This window comes from Ralstonia sp. Ralssp135 (assembly GCF_047304345.1).
Taxonomy (GTDB): Bacteria; Pseudomonadota; Gammaproteobacteria; order Burkholderiales; family Burkholderiaceae; genus Ralstonia; species Ralstonia chuxiongensis.
In genome coordinates, this window is record NZ_JBGLYZ010000047.1 from 15,181 (window position 1) to 33,805 (window position 18,625).

At 61.2% G+C, this 18,625-nt stretch carries 17 protein-coding genes and 1 pseudogene; 9 read left to right on the forward strand and 9 right to left on the reverse strand.

The window, feature by feature from the left end:
* Positions 1-62 precede the first annotated feature (62 nt).
* The 6 genes from ACCD03_RS22725 (at position 63) to ACCD03_RS22750 (ending at position 7,204) form a co-directional block, all read left to right on the forward strand.
* Positions 63-2,036 (forward strand): type II and III secretion system protein family protein, encoded by a 1,974-nt coding sequence (locus tag ACCD03_RS22725; RefSeq protein WP_413412963.1) that lies wholly within the window; start codon positions 63-65, stop codon positions 2,034-2,036.
* 25 nt (positions 2,037-2,061) lie between these two features.
* Positions 2,062-2,400, forward strand: a complete 339-nt coding sequence (locus ACCD03_RS22730) for a hypothetical protein (RefSeq protein WP_413412964.1) — start codon at positions 2,062-2,064, stop codon at positions 2,398-2,400.
* Positions 2,401-2,516: 116 nt separating this feature from the next.
* Positions 2,517-3,725 carry an AAA family ATPase gene (locus ACCD03_RS22735; RefSeq protein WP_045203580.1) on the forward strand — a complete coding sequence of 403 codons (1,209 nt, stop codon included), beginning with the start codon at positions 2,517-2,519 and terminating at the stop codon, positions 3,723-3,725.
* A gap of 39 nt (positions 3,726-3,764) precedes the next feature.
* Positions 3,765-5,129 (forward strand): CpaF family protein, encoded by a 1,365-nt coding sequence (locus ACCD03_RS22740; RefSeq protein ID WP_045203581.1) that lies wholly within the window; start codon positions 3,765-3,767, stop codon positions 5,127-5,129.
* Positions 5,130-5,193: 64 nt separating this feature from the next.
* The gene (locus ACCD03_RS22745) at positions 5,194-6,171 is read left to right on the forward strand and encodes a type II secretion system F family protein (RefSeq protein WP_045203582.1); all 978 of its coding nucleotides are present in this window, start codon (positions 5,194-5,196) and stop codon (positions 6,169-6,171) included.
* Between the two features lie 70 nt (positions 6,172-6,241).
* A complete protein-coding gene (locus tag ACCD03_RS22750) occupies positions 6,242-7,204 on the forward strand; it encodes a type II secretion system F family protein (RefSeq protein WP_045203583.1) in 963 nt (320 codons plus the stop codon).
* Positions 7,205-7,972: 768 nt separating this feature from the next.
* On the opposite strand, the gene ACCD03_RS22755 is transcribed toward ACCD03_RS22750, so the two are convergent.
* From ACCD03_RS22755 to groES, 8 genes are all read right to left on the reverse strand, one after another.
* Entirely contained in the window at positions 7,973-8,419 is a 447-nt protein-coding gene (locus ACCD03_RS22755) for a TadE/TadG family type IV pilus assembly protein (protein WP_045203584.1), read from the reverse strand.
* Positions 8,412-8,909, reverse strand: coding sequence for a TadE/TadG family type IV pilus assembly protein (locus tag ACCD03_RS22760; RefSeq protein WP_413412965.1), 498 nt, complete (start codon positions 8,907-8,909; stop codon positions 8,412-8,414). Before ACCD03_RS22760 ends, ACCD03_RS22755 begins: the two co-directional genes overlap by 8 nt.
* A gap of 9 nt (positions 8,910-8,918) precedes the next feature.
* Entirely contained in the window at positions 8,919-10,163 is a 1,245-nt protein-coding gene (locus ACCD03_RS22765; protein WP_253536523.1) for a pilus assembly protein TadG-related protein, read from the reverse strand.
* A gap of 221 nt (positions 10,164-10,384) precedes the next feature.
* Positions 10,385-10,831, reverse strand: coding sequence for a GtrA family protein (locus ACCD03_RS22770; RefSeq protein WP_413412966.1), 447 nt, complete (start codon positions 10,829-10,831; stop codon positions 10,385-10,387).
* A gap of 118 nt (positions 10,832-10,949) precedes the next feature.
* The gene (locus ACCD03_RS22775; protein WP_253536521.1) at positions 10,950-12,035 is read right to left on the reverse strand and encodes a M48 family metallopeptidase; all 1,086 of its coding nucleotides are present in this window, start codon (positions 12,033-12,035) and stop codon (positions 10,950-10,952) included.
* A 26-nt stretch (positions 12,036-12,061) separates the two neighbouring features.
* Entirely contained in the window at positions 12,062-13,135 is a 1,074-nt protein-coding gene (locus ACCD03_RS22780) for a YjgN family protein (protein ID WP_253536520.1), read from the reverse strand.
* A gap of 239 nt (positions 13,136-13,374) precedes the next feature.
* Positions 13,375-15,018: a chaperonin GroEL gene (gene groL, locus ACCD03_RS22785; RefSeq protein WP_045203590.1), complete on the reverse strand. Its 1,644-nt coding sequence runs from the start codon at positions 15,016-15,018 to the stop codon at positions 13,375-13,377.
* Between the two features lie 104 nt (positions 15,019-15,122).
* Positions 15,123-15,413, reverse strand: coding sequence for a co-chaperone GroES (gene groES, locus ACCD03_RS22790; RefSeq protein WP_004629730.1), 291 nt, complete (start codon positions 15,411-15,413; stop codon positions 15,123-15,125).
* Between the two features lie 1,288 nt (positions 15,414-16,701).
* Here groES and ACCD03_RS22795 point away from each other — a divergent pair.
* Both ACCD03_RS22795 and ACCD03_RS22800 read left to right on the forward strand, forming a co-directional pair.
* A complete protein-coding gene (locus tag ACCD03_RS22795; RefSeq protein ID WP_045203818.1) occupies positions 16,702-17,019 on the forward strand; it encodes a hypothetical protein in 318 nt (105 codons plus the stop codon).
* Positions 17,020-17,088: 69 nt separating this feature from the next.
* The gene (locus ACCD03_RS22800) at positions 17,089-17,340 is read left to right on the forward strand and encodes a DUF1488 domain-containing protein (RefSeq protein WP_045203591.1); all 252 of its coding nucleotides are present in this window, start codon (positions 17,089-17,091) and stop codon (positions 17,338-17,340) included.
* Positions 17,341-17,357: 17 nt separating this feature from the next.
* Here ACCD03_RS22800 and ACCD03_RS22805 read toward each other — a convergent pair whose 3' ends face one another.
* On the reverse strand, positions 17,358-18,068 hold the full coding sequence (locus ACCD03_RS22805) for a response regulator (RefSeq protein ID WP_252693396.1): 711 nt from the start codon (positions 18,066-18,068) through the stop codon (positions 17,358-17,360).
* Positions 18,069-18,415: 347 nt separating this feature from the next.
* Between ACCD03_RS22805 and ACCD03_RS22810 the strand changes: the two are divergent.
* Positions 18,416-18,625: pseudogene (locus ACCD03_RS22810) on the forward strand (energy transducer TonB); the annotation flags it as partial.

Genomic DNA, 18,625 nt, shown 5'->3' on the forward strand with positions numbered 1-18,625 from the left:
AACCAGCCACAGCGTATCAACCGCATTTTCATCCTGTGCAGCAGACCCTCGGGGGGGGAGATATGAAGACGAACCAAAAAACCAATGTCGCCACTGTCGCGCCACGTAGCGGACAGATCCTCGGCAGCACACGCATGCTCGTCCTGGCGAGTGCCGCCGGCGCCATGCTCTGCATGCCAACGCACGCGACAGCACAAACGGCCATGGAAGCGGGTGCCGTAGCCAAGTCCACCACAGCACCGGTCGTGATGCAGTCTCGTGCCGGTGGATCCGCACCGGTGCAGATGACGATCAGCATGAACCCGGCGCTGGCGACCGCACCGGTGGCTGATGTACGTGGACCAAACTGCACGGGCGCCGTGCGCGGCGAAAGCAGCGTGGTGGTGCCGGTTGGCAAGTCTTCGCTCATCTCGCTACCAGAGCCCGTGCGCAATCGCACCCTCGGCAATCCAGCCGTGGTGCAAGCCACCATGGTGTCGCCGCAATCCATGTATCTGCTGGGCCGCAGTGTAGGCACCACCAACATGATCGTGCAGGGTCGCAGCGGCGCCTGCAGCATCGTCAATGTGGTGGTCAACGCAGATGCAGGCGGCTTGCAGACCTCGCTCGCACAGCTGATGCCAGGGGAAAGCAAGATTCGTGTGATGACCGCGGCTGACAGCCTGGTGCTCGCCGGCAACGTGTCGAGCGCGCAGGCCGCGCAGCAAGCCATGGAAATCGCACACGCCTATGCAGCCTCCGCACAGAGTGGCGCAGACAAGGGCGGTGGCGCAGCCGGTGCACCCGCCGGCGCCAGCGTCATCAACATGATGATCGTGGATACGCCGCAGCAGGTCATGCTGGAAGTGAAGGTGGCGGAAGTGTCGAAGACCCTGCTGAACCAGCTGGGCTCGGCACTCAATGTCCAAGGCGGATTCGGCTCGTGGAGCGGCGGCCTCTTGACCTCCCTGCTGACCGGCTCGTCTACCGCGCTCTTTGGCAACAAGGCGAACAACCGGCCATTCCAGGTTGAGCTGGATGCGCAAAAGAACGACAGCCTGGTGAAGATCCTTGCCGAGCCGAATCTCGTCACGCTCAGCGGGCAGGAAGCCAGCTTCCTGGCAGGTGGCAAGATCTACATCCCGGTTGCGCAGAGCAGCAGCTCAGGCGGTGCACCCACCATCACGCTGCAAGAAGAGGAATACGGCGTTGGCCTGAAGTTCACGCCAACCGTGATGGCCAATGGCCGCATCAACCTCAAGGTGGCACCGGAGGTGTCGGAACTCTCCCCCACGGGCGCAACTGTCACCGGTGCCAACACGAACGGCCAGACCATCCTGCCGCTCATCACCACGCGGCGCGCCTCCACCACCGTGCAGATGCGAGACGGAGAGAGCTTCGCCATCGGTGGGCTGCTGCAAGACAACGCACGCGGTTCGCTGAAGGCATTGCCTGGCGCGGGCGAAATCCCCGTCCTGGGCACGCTCTTCCGCAGTACGCAGTTCCAGCATGATCTGACGGAGCTGGTCATCGTCATCACGCCGCGACTGGTGCAGCCAATGCAGACAGCCTCGTATCCGCTGCCGACTGACAGCTTCTCGACGCCCAACGAGCTTGCCGTCTACCTGACGGGCAACATGGAAGGCTCCGGCGCCAAGAATCGCGCAGCCAAACCAGCAGCGGCCGCGGCACCTGCGACGGCACCGCAGGCACCCGCACAGGCACCGAGCGCACCCACTGCGCCCAGCTCGCAGGCGCCGATGCCGGCTCCGGTTGCACCCGCCCCGGTGGCCCAGGCCATGCCTGCTCCGCGCACTGAGGTAAGCATCGCCCCGCCCACGCAGCCGGCGAACGTCACGCCAGAAAAGCCGGCGGCCACGCTACCGGTTGCAGAAGCCGCGCCCGCCACAACATCGGCCCCGGCGCCCACGGACGACAACGCCGCGCGTGTCGCCCGCATCGAAGCCACCGCAGCACGGCTGGCCCAGGCCAGAACCAAGACGCAGGGCCGGCAGACGGCAGTGGCCGATACGACCACAACCCCGCAGACACGCTAACCCGGGAACCATGTGGAGATATGCCATGAACACCAATCTCAAATACCTGCAACGCGCCGCACTCTTGATCCTGGCTTGCCAGGCCCTGACTGCCTGCATGACCACGACACCCAACTGGGACAAGCACTTCGGTGAGGCCGTCACCAGCGTCAAGCAAGCACAGGTGATCAATCCCGACGCACCGGCCGGGTTGCCCGCGCTGAATGGCTATGACGGCAAAGCCGCCGTAGCCGCCATGAGCAACTATGACCGTTCGATGACCCGCGTCCCCGCTGGGGGTACTGGCACCGGCAGCGGAGGGTACGGCGGATTCGGCAGCGGTGGGTACGGCGGTAGCGGGATGTCCGGCAGCTTCTCGCGCTGACAGCACTTGGCGGGTGCCCAAACAGCATCCGCCATTGCCAGCCTGATACCAGGCCAGCCCTGTCACAGCGCGATGCAACGACATAAAGAACACACGATCGAACGGGGAGCTTTGCCATGCTCAAGATTTTGATTGCCTCCGAAGACGGTGAGCGCCTGGCGGACCTTGCACGCCTGGTAGCCGCAGCCGGCAGCTACCAGGTCATGCACCTGCATGCTGCACCGGGCAGCCTGTCCACGCATGCCTGCCAACTGCGCGGCGCGGATGCGCTCATCATCGACCAGCCAAGCAGTGGCCCGAGCCAGATGCTGAGCATCGAACTGCTGCGGCAGCAGTTCACCGACCTGCCCTGCATCCTCGTCACGCAAACCCAGGAACGCGACGACCTGATTCGCGCACTGCGCGCCGGCGTCAGTGACATCCTGACTTGGCCGCTGGAACGCGCCCAACTGACGACAGCACTCACGCGGCTGGAAACCAACCACATCCCGAGAACGCGAGAGGAAGCGCGCGTGATTGCCTTCATCTCCAGCAAGGGCGGCGCCGGTTCCAGCTTCATCGCCAGCAACGTCGGCTACACGCTGGCAGCATACGAACACAAGCGCGTGCTGTTGATCGACCTGAACACGCAGTTCAGCGACACGCACTTTCTGGTGAGCAACAAGACGCCACCCGCCACGCTGTCCGAAGTGTGCGCACAGGTCGACCGCCTGGACGATGCCTTCCTGGAAGCGTGTCTGACACGCGTGACCAAGGACTTTGACGTCCTGGCCGGCGCCAGCGACCCCATCAAGGCGGGCGAGATCAAGAAGGACAAGATCGAGTACGTGCTCTCGCTGGTGTCACCGATCTACGACTTCATCCTGGTGGACGTCGGGCAAGCGATCAACCCGCTGTCGATTGCGGTGCTCGACCACTGCGACCAGATCTGCGTCGTGGTCCAGCCGACCATTGCCTTTGCCCGCACGGGGCGGCGCCTGCTGGATATCCTGCACGGCCTGCATTACCCCGCCGAAAAGCTGCGCATCTTGGTCAACCGGCATGGCAAGCGCGACGAGCTGCCACGCAGCACGCTGGAGCAAGTCTTCGGACAGAAGCTCTTCCATGTGCTTCCCGAAGATGCGGCCTCGGTGGATGACTCCATCTGCCAGGGCATGCCCATTGCCCAGCATCACCGCAGCAGCGCCATGGCCAAGGCACTCATGGCCTTAGCCAACGTCTTCGCCACAGCGCGCGAGAACGATCGTCACGCGTCGCAAGAGAAGGGCTTCTCCTTGAGCAAGTTCTTCTCGCGGGCCAAGACGTCGTCTCCGAACATTGCTTGAGTTTCTCCTGTCCATTTCGCCCGTCAGACGGAGCCCATCATGTCGATCCGCGAACAACTCTCCCGCCCGGACCCCGCGCCGATGTCCATGAATGGACACGCGCCACTCCACCACAAGGTGGCGGGCCATCCGGCCTATCGGGACTTCAAGAAAACCGTGCACGAAGTGGTGCTGGACCGCGTGGATCTGGAACGGCTGGCCCGCTTCCCGACCGAGCAGGTGCGCCACGAGATCGGCACCCTGGTCAACAACATCATCGACGAAGAAAAGCTGCTGCTCAACGACACCGAGCGTCGGCAGATGACCACCGATGTGTATGACGAGATGTTCGGCTTCGGCCCGCTCGAGCCGCTGCTGCAGGACCCGACGGTGTCTGACATCCTGGTCAACACGGCAAAGCAGGTCTACGTCGAACGCCGTGGCAAGCTGGAACTTACCGACGTCACCTTCTACGACGATGCACACCTGATGAAGGTGATCGAGAAGATCGTCTCGCGCGTGGGTCGCCGTATTGATGAAACCAGCCCGATGGTGGACGCACGCCTGCCCGATGGCTCGCGGGTGAACGCCATCATTCCGCCCTCGGCCATCGATGGCCCGCTGCTCTCGATCCGCCGGTTTGCGACCAACCCGCTGCAGGTGTCGGACCTGATCGATCTGAAGACACTCACGCCGCCCATGGCCAAGCTGATGCAAGCCTTGTCGCAAGCCAAGGTGAACGTGCTGGTGTCGGGCGGCACGGGGAGCGGCAAAACCACACTCCTGAACATCCTCTCGGGCTTCATCCCGGCCGACGAGCGGATGGTCACTATTGAAGATGCCGCAGAACTGCAACTGCGCCAACCGCACGTGCTGCGCCTGGAAACGCGCCCGCCCAACATCGAGGGTAAAGGCGAGATCACGCAGCGTGCACTGGTTCGAAACGCCCTGCGCATGCGACCAGACCGCATCCTCCTGGGCGAAGTGCGCGGCGGCGAGGCTCTGGACATGCTCAACGCCATGAATACCGGTCACGAAGGGTCACTCACCACCGTGCACGCCAATACCCCGCGCGACGCGCTGACGCGCATGGAAAACATGGTGAACATGGCGGGCCTGAACTTGCCACCCAAAACAATCCGCCAGCAGATCGCATCAGCCATCACCGTGATCATCCAGGTGGCGCGTTTGACGGATGGGCGCCGCAAAGTCATCAGCATCCAGGAGATCACCGGCATGGAAGGTGATGTCATCAACATGCAGGAAATCTTCACCTTCCAGCGCACGGGCATCGCGCAAGACGGGTCCGTCAAGGGGCTCTTCCGCGCCACGGGGGTCTATCCGAAATTTGCCGAGCGGCTGCGCGTGTTCGGGGTGGGCTTGCCAGATGAAACCTTTGACCCGCAAAGGCACTTTGAGGTCTAAGGGCTTGAAGCCAAAGCCACCACCAGTGTGGTCCAAGCGCGATCTAGAAACGGGGGCACCCTAAATGAACGAAATCTTCTACGCGTTCGCAATCCTGCTGTTCGCGGCCGTCGTGCTCTGCATCGAGGGCGTCTACCAGTGGTGGAACAACTACCACGGCCCCGAGGCCAAGCGTGTTGATGCCCGCATCCGTGCGCTGTCCGCGGGCGGTCACGTCGGCTCCGAACAGCTCTCGATTCTCAAGAAACGCCTGCTGAGCGAATCACCGCAGTTCCAGCGCTGGTTGATGAGCCTGCCCCGCGTGAGCACGATCGACCGTTGGCTGGAGCAATCCGGCAGCGCTTGGTCGGTCGCGCAGCTCCTGGGATACACGATCTTGATTGGCGTCGGAGTACTGGCAGTAGGTGCGTTGCTGCCGTTCCCGTTTGGCATCGTGACGGCCTGCGCGCTGCTCATGTCTGCGCTGCCGGTCTTGCACATCGCATCGCAGCGGCGCAAACGCCTGAAGAAGCTGGAGGCGCAGCTTCCCGACGCGGTGGACATGATTGCCCGTGCACTGCGTGCCGGCCACTCCTTCGCCAGCGCGCTGGGCATGGTCGGGCAGGAGATCAAGGAGCCGATGGGGCCCGAGTTCCGCACCACATTCGAAGAAATCAATTACGGCGTGTCGCTCGATGAAGCCTTGACCAACCTCGCCAAGCGAGTGCCCGTCAATGACCTGCGCTACTTCGTGATTGCCGTGCTCATCCAGCGCGAAAGCGGCGGCAACCTGGCGGAAATTCTCGACACCATCGGCAACCTTGTGCGCGAGCGCCTGAAGCTGTACGACAAGATCCGCGTGCTGTCAGCCGAAGGGCGGTTGTCGGCATGGATTCTCGGGCTGCTGCCCTTCGGCACCGCCGGCATGATCCTCTTCGTCAACCCGGACTTCATGAAGGTGCTATGGACAGACCCGATGGGCCTGAAGATGATCGGCTTGGCGCTGTTCAACATGGTGATGGGGCTGATCTGGATGCGCAAGATCATCCGTATCCGGGTCTGACTGACGTGCGATATGCAGCACGGTGACCTGACCTGACAACGTGACTTCGTTTTCTTGGGGGGAGACGATCATGCAAACGCTCTATTCCAATCAATATTTCATTCTTGTCCTGATCTTCGTGGCCGCCTTTGGCGGTGCACTTGGGCTGCTGCACCTGTTCTCTCCGAACCGCGCACGCGGCCGGATGCAACAGATCGGCGGCCAGACCGTGGGCGCAGACTTGGCCGGCGGCCCCGACCATGCCTGGGTAGAGAAACTGGCCGCCTGGGCCAAGCCGGTCTCGCAACTGTCGTTGCCCAAAGACGGCTGGGAGAACTCGCAACTGCGCATCCGCTTCATGAATGCTGGCTGGCGGCAACCGTGGGCGCCGTCGTTGTACTTTGGTGTGAAGACGGTGCTGGCGATCCTCTTCCCGCTGATGGCACTGCTGGTGCTGAGCAGCCGGCCGGAACATCACGACCAGGAGGTGGTCCTCGCTGTTCTGGGGCTACTGAGCGCCATTGGCTATTACCTGCCCAATGCGGCACTGGCACGCAAGGTCGAGCATCGTCAGCGCGATGTGTTCGAGGAGTTTCCCGATATGCTCGACCTGCTCACGGTGTGTGTAGAAGCCGGGCTCGGCTTGGACGCCGCCATGATGCGCGTGTCGGACGAACTCGCACTGCGCTGTCCCGTAATGGCTGAAGAAATGGAACTCACGCTGCTGGAGCTGCGTTCCGGATTTCCCAAGGAAAAAGCACTCACCAACCTGGCGCTGCGCACCGGTGTGGAAGACGTCGACCGGTTTGCATCGATGCTGATCCAGGCAGACCGTTTCGGTACCAGCCTTGCCGACTCGCTGCGCGTGTTGTCAGACATGTTGCGCACCAAGCGCCGGATGCGTGCCGAAGAACAGGCCGCCAAGATCGCGCTGAAGCTGCTCTTCCCGCTGATCTTCTTCATCTTCCCGACGCTGCTGCTGGTGTTGCTCGGCCCAGCATTCATCCAGATCTACCGTGTGCTGCTGCCGACCATGACTGGCTCGGGAGGCTGACATGCGCGCGCGAATATAGCTGGTAGTGAAGGCCCCCGGACTATCACCTGGCGTATGTGCTAGCGCGGTGGTCCTGTTCCCGGACGTGCGCCGGGCTTTTTCCTTTGTATCTTTAGCGTTTGGGAAATGGGATTGGGCTTCGGCCTCGGGGTTGAGCTTAGTGGTCTGCCTTCCTTTCGCGCCCTGCCGGGGCGGGCCTTTGTGCCCATCCCTGTTTCATCCCCTGCCGGGGCTGACGCACTGTCTTGCCAAAGAAAATCAGCAAAGATAGATGCGCCCGAGATGGCGACTTCCTCTTGAACTTCTGTAATCAGGGAAAGGGTGGGAATGTCGCTTCGCTCCGACAGTTTGCCCACCTTGTTCCTGGCCGCTTGCAGAAATTCGAGGTGCCATCTCGGGCAGAGAAGTCACACGCCAAACCCTCTAAACACCAGCCCAAACGACAAGGCCAACCTCAAGATGGGCTGGCCTTTTTCTCTGGTGCACCGAACATGGCACCGAATCTAAGAATCCACTCAACCTACACAGCGAGCAAAGCAACGCTGAACTCTCGACGGCTTTACCGTCCCTGCCCTTGATGGCGTCTTGGATTTTGTTGCAAGGAGGAAAAAGGAACTTCCCTCAGATCGGGCACGTCTTTCTTTGCTGACTTTCTTTGGCAAGACCAAGAGAGTGGGTCAGGCCCGGCAGGGAATGAAAAAGGGGATGAACCACCAGGCCCATCCCCCGAAAAAAATTGAACCAGACCAACACCATTAAGAGACTAACTCAGGAGCAAACACTACTGCTATTAGGATCCTGTCCCATGACCTCTCGCGGCAAGTAAGTCGAAAACCCCGGCACAGCGAGTTGAGAAAAACCAATCCAGGTAGCAGGCGAATAAGGCGCCACCGTCATACCGGTCACGCTGACTGCAACACCACCGCAGCTCGTAGCATCACAGCTGGTGCTCACCGCCCCACTGGTGTCGTACCACTGCACTGACACATTCGCAGACGTGAGCGTCGGCAGAATGGTCTGCATCTTGCTCAACACAGATGTCGAGCCCTGCCCGCAAACCACCGCCTGTCGCGCCCCCCAGCGCGTCGCTTCTCCCACGGCGTTCCAGGTGAAGAGAATGCGCCCAAAGTCGAGGATGCCAAGCAGCACCGTCAGAAAGAGCGCTACCACAATGGCGAACTCAACCGCCGTCGTACCTTTCTGATGCTTATTCATAGGACTGCCTCATGGTCACTGAGATGTTCCCAAACGGAAACGAGGTGATCGACCCGGTGCCGCCCGCATAGAAACGCAGGAACGCCATCATGTCGATCACCGGGTTGAACGTGTAGCCCGAGATCGTGACGGTGACGGTGTTGATGGCCGGGTTGGTCCCTTGTGCAATGTTGGACGTGCAGCTCGTGTTGGACGCATCGCAAATGGAAACCATGCTGGACGTCAGCCCCGGTGCCAGCGGCGCTTGCGTGCTGCCGACCGTCGGCGTGCCGTAGACCGCCAGATTTGTTGCAGTCGTATAGGAGGTCGTGTTGCCGGCGGCCTGCGTGCTCAGGTAACGGGTGGCGTCTCGTGTGGCCTTGGCCAAGGTGTTGTACGAGTAGATGGCCCGGCCGAACTCCGTTATCGCGAAGGTGATGGCAAGCAGCAGGCTGAGCATGATGGCCAGTTCGACCAGCGCCACGCCATGTTGTCGTTGTCGCGTCTTCATGGTTTGCTCCTACTGCACCAATGCTGGAACCAAGGGGCCCTTGCTGCCGCCCGCCAGGCCACTGGGTGAACACGGGCTGCTGGTGCCCCCTGCGTTACCCAGGAACTCAAACTGCGGCGTGTTGTGGACACCGTCAATGGGCTGCAACATCAGCATGCAGGCGTAGTCGATGATCTTTGACGCGGATGAGATGACGGGTACTAGGACAACGCGCCGATTCACCCCATAGGTGGCCAAATCGCCACTGTTCCCGCTGGTGGCGAGGCTCTTGTAGCCGCCCTTGACGTTGAGCCCGGTGATCTTGTCGCCGCCGGTGACACTCGTCCCGGTATCGTCGTAGTTGGCATAGGCAAGCCGTTTGCTCTTGAAATTGGCAGCGCTCTTGTCGGAGCCCGCGGCAGGTGTGCCGCTGTAGGCGTTCTGCGGCACCGTGTTCGTCCAATTGGTCGACGTATAGGCGTAGCCCGTGAAATCCGGCTGCAGTTGCGACGCGTTTGACTTGTTCTTGTAGATGCCAAAGCGCCCGTTCCAGTTGTCGTCAACAGAGACCTTCGCACCAGGTGTCCCCAACTGATCACCGATCTTGGAATTGCAATAGCCCTGATCCATTTCGGTTTTCGTCTCGTTGGCATTGGTGGAGCCGTCGAGGTTGTACCAACCCATCTCACCCGGTGTAGTGGACCCGCCGGAGTACAGCATGCTGACCCACTCACCGATCTGGAAACCATAGTTGGGAGCCGTACCCCCGGATTTTGGGATCAGGGCCACTGGAATGGGGCACGTGCTCTGCGCATGTACACGCGTGGCCACCGCCAGCGCAGCAACGGCATTGCTGGTGGCACCCCCAACGAACTTGATCAAGCGTGCCGTGATCCCGCTCGTGGTATGCGTGCACTTGACGTAGCTCGACGAACTCGACGCCACGCCGGCTGCGCTGTAGGTACCGTTCAGTGCCGTGCTGAACGTGACATCCGCGTTCGCCAACGATGCGGACGATGCTTGATAGACGACGCGGTTGGCATTGCCCGCTGTCAGCCCCGCATTCGTCGCCCGAGTCAGTGCATCCGATGCACCATCCAGTTCCTGCGCCGCTGACAAGGCACAGCTATCCACCGCTGACTGAAGCTCCGTCTTGGCCACGAACAAGCCACTCAAGTCGATGACCAGACCTGCCATTCCCAGCAACACGGCAAGGGTCAAGCCGACCATCGGGAGCACCGCCCCTCGTTCTCTCTGTTTGGTATGCGCGCGCATATGCCTTCGCCTCCGCCGGTATGAGTGGCTATCGGGCGTTGTACCGACTACCTGCCGCGGCTCGCCGGTCGCTTGCAGATTTCCCCGTCCCTTATCGTCAGTTGTAGCCGCCACAGACGCAGTCCGAAACTGGCCGTAGGTATGATTCAGCGATGAAACGCGAAGCCGCTTGGTCGCTTGCATTGCGGGAGGTTTGTGCAGGCAGCCCATGTTGCCCTCCGCTAGCGGAACGTCCAGAACCGGTGCAATAGGAAGGTGAGCGGCGGCACCACCGAAAGGATGGCAGCAAGCCCGACCCAGTAGCTCAGGCCCAACGTCTGCGCCAGCCACGAGATCGCAAGCGTCAGCGCCAAGCAGAGCAGTGAGACGGCGTAGAAGCGCAGGAAATTGGCGCGCCCCGGCTTGGCCGAGAAGCTCCACAGCGCGTTGAGCAGGTACGAGCAGACGTTGGCGCAGACGAACGCTACGCCGTTGGCCGTCACCTGGGAGGCAGAAAAACCGTTGATGAGCGTGGTGGCGATGGCAACGTGCATGCCGGTGGCCACAACACCGGAGACCCCGAAGCGGAACACGCGGGTCAACATCATGCGGTCCGGCAACCGCTGCACAAGCGTTGGCGGCAGCACACCCGCCAATGCGTTCATGACGCCCGATTCAGCGTGTCGCATGATGTCCCCCGTCCCTCTGTCACCATTCTTGGTGGCGCGAGGCAGGGGGGAAATCAATCAAACGGATGACGAAGCTGTCAGGAATTGGACGAGCGTGACGAGCGGAGTCCGTGACGCGTCAATCCGCGTCGCCGTTGTCACTGCCGCCGTGCGTGCGATCAAAGCGGCGCAGCGTGTCGATACGCTCGCGCGTCAGCGGGTGCGAGGAGAAGAACGCCGAAGCATCGTCATCGCTGGCGGCGTCGCCCTTCTTGGCGGTATCGGCCTTGCGCGTGCCACCATGCGTATCTTCCAGCGCCTGCAGCACATCGGCAAACGCACCGACGGACAAGCCGTTCTCCTGCAGCAGCAGCGCGGCATAGCGGTCGGCATCGCGCTCGTAGTCACGCGAATAGCGCAGCGTCAGCAGCGCCGCCGGCACGCCCGACAGAATCGTCGAGACATCGCCAAACAGCAGCGCCGCCGTTGCCCCAATGGCCGACGACTGAATCACCTGGCGCAGCCCATGGCGATATTCAACGTGACCCGCCTCGTGCGCCAGCACACCCGTCAGGCCATCGCCCTCTCCCACCAGCTTGACGAGCGCATCGGTCACGACAATGTCGCCGCCGGGCAGCGCAAAGGCATTGGCGCCGATGTCGGCATCCCGAAAAACGATGTGATACGTGTGCGTGGCCTGCGGGGGCCTTTGCAGCGCTGCAAAGCGTGCGCGGATGCGGTCTTGCTGCGCGGCAGGCAGCTTGCTTGGCCGCAGCCAGCGCTCGTCCATTGCTTTCAGCGTACTGCGCCCGAGCTGTGCCTCGGCGCGCTGCGGCACCATATTGGCCACCACCTTGGCACCCCACGGCAAGCCGTAGCGATAGCCCAGCGCCAGCACGACCACCATGGCCAACAGCGAGCCCAGCGCCAGCTTCCAGCTGTTCTGCGCCAGCACGACCCAGCCCTCGCGATAGCCGGTGCGATGCAGCAGCGCATTCAGCGATGCCTGCTCTGCCGGGTCGTTGATCTCGCAAAACGCGCCATCTTCGAAGGTGATCAAGCGCGGGGCATGTTTGACGCGCTCCGACACCCGCAGCGTGGAGAGCGCCGCGCGGCGCAGCGCCGTGCCCTCCGCGTCGAACAGCACCGCCTCGCCCGCCTCGACGGCAAGGCGCACGGGTTGCGCGCGCGAGGTACGGCCGTCGAAGTAGGTCGCAAGAATCACAGCGGTTGCCTTTGCCTGCAGCGCGCTTACAGCGCGATATCGATGTCGTACCAGTCCACCGTTGCGTCGCCCAGGGCGCCCACGTTGGTGGTTTCGCCGGCAACGAAGGTGTCGAGCGAACCGGCCGCGATCATCGTCACCGAGTCGAGCTTGTAGCGCGCCGTGCGCACACGTGCAAACGGCGTGAACAGGCCGACGGTGATCACGATCAGCACCGCATTCGACACGAAGATCCAGAACAGCTTGCCCGCGCCCACCTGGCTCTGGAAGCGATGCGCGCCCAGCGTGGTGTGGTTCCACACCACGTTCTGCAGGCGCGACAGGAAGTACGGCGTCAGGAACAGCATCGCGGCATACATGAACAACCCGACGAGGATGAAACCGAAGATCTGGCCCACACCCGGCGCGCTGTGCAACGACACACCCAGCAACAGCGCGAGGCAAGAGGCCACCACGATCGCCAGGATCGCCAGCCCGAAGGTGCGCAGATACACGCCGTAGAAGTTGCCCGGTGTGCCCGAGAAATCAAACGGCGCGGTACCGAAGCGCGTGTTCTTGTGCTGGAAACGCTTGAAGCGCTGGTGCGCCAGCGGTGCGAGCAGATACAGCGAGATCACGCTCAGAATCGGCCACACCAGAAATACCATGTAGCCCTCGGCATCCTTGCCCGTAAAGGCAAAGCGCAGGCCGCGGTAGCTGGAATTGGCCATGCGAAAGCGCAGCGAGCGCACGAGCAGCCACGGAAACGCAGCGGCCATCACCACAAGCAACGCCAGCCCCAGCAACGGCGACGAATGGCCCAGGAGGTTGAACGCAAGCGCCAGCACGAAAATGATCGCGCGGCCCTTGAGAATGGCGGTCGGGCTGCCGTGATAGTCGAAGCTCGAACCAGCCAGTTGCGTGTTGCGATAAAAATACTGCAGCGTGCGCACCTTCGCCCAGGCCGAGTAAATGCCCAGCGTGACGATGGTCAGCAGCAGGTTGACGATCCAGATGCGGAAGTATTCGGAGCCACTGCCGATAAAGCGCAGTCGCAGCGGTTGCGGCGCAGCCGGAGCGGGGGCGCTGCCCAGGACTGACTCGCGTGCGATGTCGTTCATCTGTTTTCCCTTCCCTGAGTTGTTGTCGTGCCCGCTTCAGGACGCTGATCGTTTATCGATACTTAACGACGCTGAGGCTCGCGGGTGGGGCCGATTGTATCCAAGCCCACTGCATTGCAGCGTTAACGCCGCCTTAACAAAGCAGGCAACAAAAAACCCCGCGGGCTCGCACCCACGGGGTTTTTTGCTTGGAACAGCCATCCCGAAAGATGGCCGGGCCAGGTTGCCGGACAGGCAAATTACATCATGCCGTCCATGCCGCCCATGCCACCCATACCGCCCGGCATTGCCGGAGCTGCATCGTCCTTCGGCAGCTCTGCCACGGCGCAATCCGTGGTCAGCATCAGCGAAGCGACCGAAGCGGCGTTCTGCAGCGCGGTGCGGGTCACCTTGGTCGGGTCCAGCACGCCCATTTCCACCAGGTCACCGTACTCGCCGGTCGAAGCGTTGTAGCCGTAGTTGCCTTGGCCGGCGATGACGTTGGCCACCACCACCGAAGCTTCGTCACCAGCGTTCGTGACGATCTGGCGCAGCGGCTCTTCCATGGCGCGCAGCACGATCTTGATACCGGCGTCTTGGTCAGCGTTGGCACCCTTCAGGCCGGAGATCAGCGCACGGGCGCGCAGCAGTGCAACACCGCCGCCAGCCACGATACCTTCTTCCACGGCAGCGCGCGTTGCGTGCAGAGCATCTTCCACGCGGGCCTTCTTTTCCTTCATTTCGACTTCGGTGGCAGCGCCAACCTTGATCACAGCAACACCGCCGGCCAGCTTGGCCACGCGCTCTTGTAGCTTCTCACGGTCGTAGTCCGAGGTCGCTTCTTCGATCTGGGCACGCACTTGCTTCACGCGGGCTTCGATGTTGCGGGCGTCGCCTGCGCCATCGATGATCGTGGTGTTTTCTTTGCCGATTTCAACGCGCTTGGCTTGGCCCAGGTCGTTCAGGGTTGCCTTTTCCAGCGTCAGGCCGACTTCTTCAGCGATGACTTGGCCGCCCGTCAGGATGGCGATGTCTTCCAGCATGGCCTTGCGGCGGTCGCCGAAGCCCGGTGCCTTGACGGCGGCGGTCTTCAGAATGCCACGGATGTTGTTGACCACCAGCGTTGCCAGGGCTTCGCCTTCAACGTCTTCAGCGATGATCAGCAGCGGACGGCCAGCCTTGGCGACTTGTTCCAGCACCGGCAGCAGGTCGCGGATGTTGCTGACCTTCTTGTCGAACAGCAGCACGAACGGGTTGTCCAGCTGGACAACTTGCTTTTCCGGGTTGTTGATGAAGTACGGCGACAGGTAGCCACGGTCGAACTGCATGCCTTCCACGACGTCCAGCTCGTCGGCCAGCGACTTGCCGTCTTCCACCGTGATCACGCCTTCCTTGCCGACCTTGTCCATGGCTTCAGCGATGCGCTGGCCGATGGACTCGTCGCTGTTGGCCGAGATGGCGCCAACTTGAGCGATTTCCTTGCTGGTGGTCGTCGGCTTGCTGATCTTCTTCAGCTCTTCGACGGCAGCGCCGACAGCCTTGTCGATGCCGCGCTTCAGATCCATCGGGTTCATGCCGGCGGCAACGTACTTCATGCCTTCGCGCACGATCGACTGGGCCAGCACCGTTGCGGTGGTGGTGCCGTCACCGGCGTTGTCGCTGGTCTTGGAAGCGACTTCCTTGACCATTTGCGCGCCCATGTTCTGCAGCTTGTCCTTCAGCTCGATTTCCTTGGCGACCGACACACCGTCCTTGGTCACGGTCGGGCCACCGAAGCTGCGCTCCAGCACCACGTTACGGCCCTTGGGGCCCAGGGTCACCTTGACTGCGTTGGCGAGAATGTTCACGCCTTCGACCATCTTGGCACGTGCGGCGTCGCCGAACACTACGTCTTTAGCTGCCATCTTGAGAATCTCCGAGATCTTTGGATGTTGCCCACACCGGGGGAATCCGCCGGGCAGGCAATGAGGATTGGTTTACTGGTAAGCCGATGCGACAGAGCGCCCGCTTACTTAGCCACCACGGCCATGATGTCTTCTTCGCGCATGACCAGGACTTCCTGGCCATCCACCTTGACGCCTTGGCCGGCATACTTGCCGAACAGCACGCGGTCGCCGACCTTCACGTCCAGCGCGATCGCATTGCCCTTGTCGTCTTTCTTGCCCGGACCGACGGCCAGCACTTCGCCTTGATCCGGCTTTTCAGCGGCGGCGTCAGGAATGACGATGCCCGAAGCGGTCTTCGTTTCGTTGTCCAGGCGCTTCACGATCACGCGATCATGCAAGGGACGCAGGTTCATACAAACTCCTCAATGCAAAGTGAGTGTTTATTCACAAAACGCGCCGCGGGACGCGGCGCATCGGGAAAGCATCGGGGGTGGAGGCATTGTTAGCACTCCTGCCCGGCGAGTGCTAATTATAGGGACGGGGTATTACGATTTCAAGAACGGGTGTCGAGATTGCTGTTGTCGAGATTCACTCAATCTGGAACTTTGGTCACTCAATGTGGAACTCTCTGACGCAGCACGGCGCGCCGACAATAATAAAATCCTTATATTTCAGTTAGTTAGCACACAAGACGCGCGCCAGAGAGAGCACCTTCGATTGCGTCTCACGCGGCAGACTGCGGGGCCATGCCGCACTAAGCTCCGCTTTTCTCCCTGCAAGACATTCCGATAGGCTTCGTCAACCTACAAGAAACAATTGCCGGGGCACAGGATGCGAGCGAGCCTCTGGTGGTCAAGGGGAATCAGCGCCCCGCAAGGATCTCCAGCCGCTCAACAACGCCTTCGCATGAACTTTTAGATGGCCGCCGATCAGGGGAGATACGATGTAGTACACGTGGTCGTACCCCTCTTGATATCTCAGCTTCAACGGCTGCTTGCCACATTGAACGCGGCTCCACTCGAGTTCTCGACCTAGAACAATCCACGCAGCTTGCCAGTGTCCTGAGTACGCAGAGGCGTGCAGGCACAAGAAGGCATCCGGATATTCATCGCTCCTCCGTGCTCCTTCGCTCGCGAAGCCCTGTTCATCGAAAGCGCTCGCTCAACTCCATCAGTCACTGCAAAAAACAGCGATCGCCAGATTGGAGGGCGTACCGGGACTGCCCACGGGCGACCTGCATCTCAGCGAGGCATCGCAGGTCTAGGACATAAGACGATGAAAGGTGTCGGGGCCGCGGCGCCCCTGGGTATGATCTAGGCGCTTAATTCACCGCCGCCTGGGCGCCAGACCCGGCGTCGGAAAGTTCTTCCGAATAGGTAAAGATGCCCGGAGAGCTTCTAAGCGCGTATGCTGGGATTGCCACCCTGGCAAGCAACGCACTAGGAGCAACAACATGGCCAAGAGTCAACTACGCAGCACTCGCGAAGCGAAAAAACCCAAGCAGTCCAAGAAGCCGTCAGTGCCGGCAACCCCGTCCAGCACGGTGCATTCTCGGGTTGGGAACGAAGGTGTCGCCAAGAAGAAGACGTAAATCGGTTGGCCGCGGACACGCGGCACAGTGATCACACGCAACTTGTAACGTTCACCGCAGAGAATCGATATCTCTACATTGAAAGCGCAGACCGCTTCGGGAGGCGCATCATGATCCATCACAACACGGACCCCACTTTTCGAGGGCTTCCGCTCACCGCCGAGCAAGACTCGGAAATCCGTCACTACCTGAAAAGGAAGGCCAAGCTGGGCAAGCCATGGAATACCCCGGAGCTGCGCGGGATGCTTGAGGACATGCTGCTGCCGCCAAGTACCGAGGACGATAGCCAGAGCGGTATCCCGCGCGATGCGTTGGCCGCCGCAGAGCACGCAGCGGCGTTCGTCGATCAGGATATGGAGCCAATCGAGGCGTATGAGGAATTGCATGCCGCGATGGAAGCCGAGAGCATGAAAGGCGATACGCAGTAACAGGAGCGCTTCGCGCTGGTAGTGAGCGTGCAACCCGGTCCATCAAAGGCGTAGAACGCAGGACGACATATGGCACTCAGTTTTCCCAACCCCAGCCGCAGCTATGATGGGGCCAGGCATGGCGTGTGGTTCTGGGGTTACGACAATGCACGCGAAATTACTTTCCTTGTGGAAGACCGCGTACTGATGAATTTGGACCCCGGTCTCGGTTCTGACGAAGCCGGGGTGCTGGCCTCCTTCGACCGGCATCGCAATGAGATCGTGAAGATCGCCATGGCCCTCTATGCCGAGGGGCGGCAGACTCTCTACACGCTGCACTAAGCAGCCCATACCCACGCTCAATGCTGCTTGGTATCAAGCATGTAGCCCTCTCCTCGAATCGTACGAATGAGCTTGGGTTCCTTGATGTCCTCTCGCAACTTGTGGCGCAAACGCGATATCTGCACGTCGATGCTGCGGTCAAATGCGTCGGTTGACTTGCCGCGTGCGGCATCCATCAAGTATTCGCGACTTAGTACGCGCCCCGGGGCAGCAAGAAATGCATTGAGGAGGCGGAACTCGGCGTTCGACAGTGGGATGACCGTATTGTCGGCAGCGATCAAATGGCGGCCAATGAGGTTCAGACGCCAGTTTGCGAACCGGCACTCTTCCTGGGTATCGGCATGCGCATGCAATTGGGCGCGCGTGCGGCGCAGGATGGTCTGGATACGCGCGACCAGCTCACGAGGCTCAAACGGCTTGACGACGTAGTCGTCTGCGCCCAGCTCGAGCCCTACGATCCTGTCCGTCATCTCGCCGCGCGCCGTGAGGATGATGATCGGGATATCCGACTTCGCGCGAATTTCGCGACATAGATCGAGTCCATCGCCATCAGGCAACATCAGATCCAGCACGACAATATCGGCTGTGCCATTAGCAAGCGCACGATGCATATCGGCACCGTTGGCGGCTTGCGTGGTGACCATGCCGAAATCGGCCAGGCAATCACACAGCAAGCCCCTGATCTGCGCGTCGTCGTCGACAGCGAGAACATGAATCGATTTGGTCACGGTGTCTCCCCCTCTCCGGTGTCGTAGCGGCAGCGTGCCGCGCTCGCGCCCACGGAATTATGAGACGCCAATATAAGAGCTTTTTTGTACGGATTATTTCACGCTTGAAATAATCGACCTGTGTGCTGTTGCGCATACGCCCACGGCCAAGCATCCAGCAACATTCCCGTCACGCCGGTAGCGCAACGAGGTGTGCGATTTACACGCGCCATCGCGCCACGCTCTGCATCTGCTTCCCGCGCATTCAGCTTCGTATCAACCTCGATACAAAGTCGAGATGAAGTGGAAATGCCCAGGCTTTAACGTGCTCCTCAACAAGACCTATCAAGGCAGGAGACACGTGGCATATGAACTACGCCCAACCCAAACCGCACGCTCGTCGAATGGCTGGCATCGCATTCGTGATCGCATTGCATGTGGTGATCCTGTACGCACTGCTGAGCGGTATCGCAACCAACGTGGTGAAGATCATCACGACGCCGATCGAGACGCGTCTGATTGAAGAGGTCAAGCCTCCGCCCCCGCCCCCACCGCCGCCCCCCCCCGGGCCCCCCCCC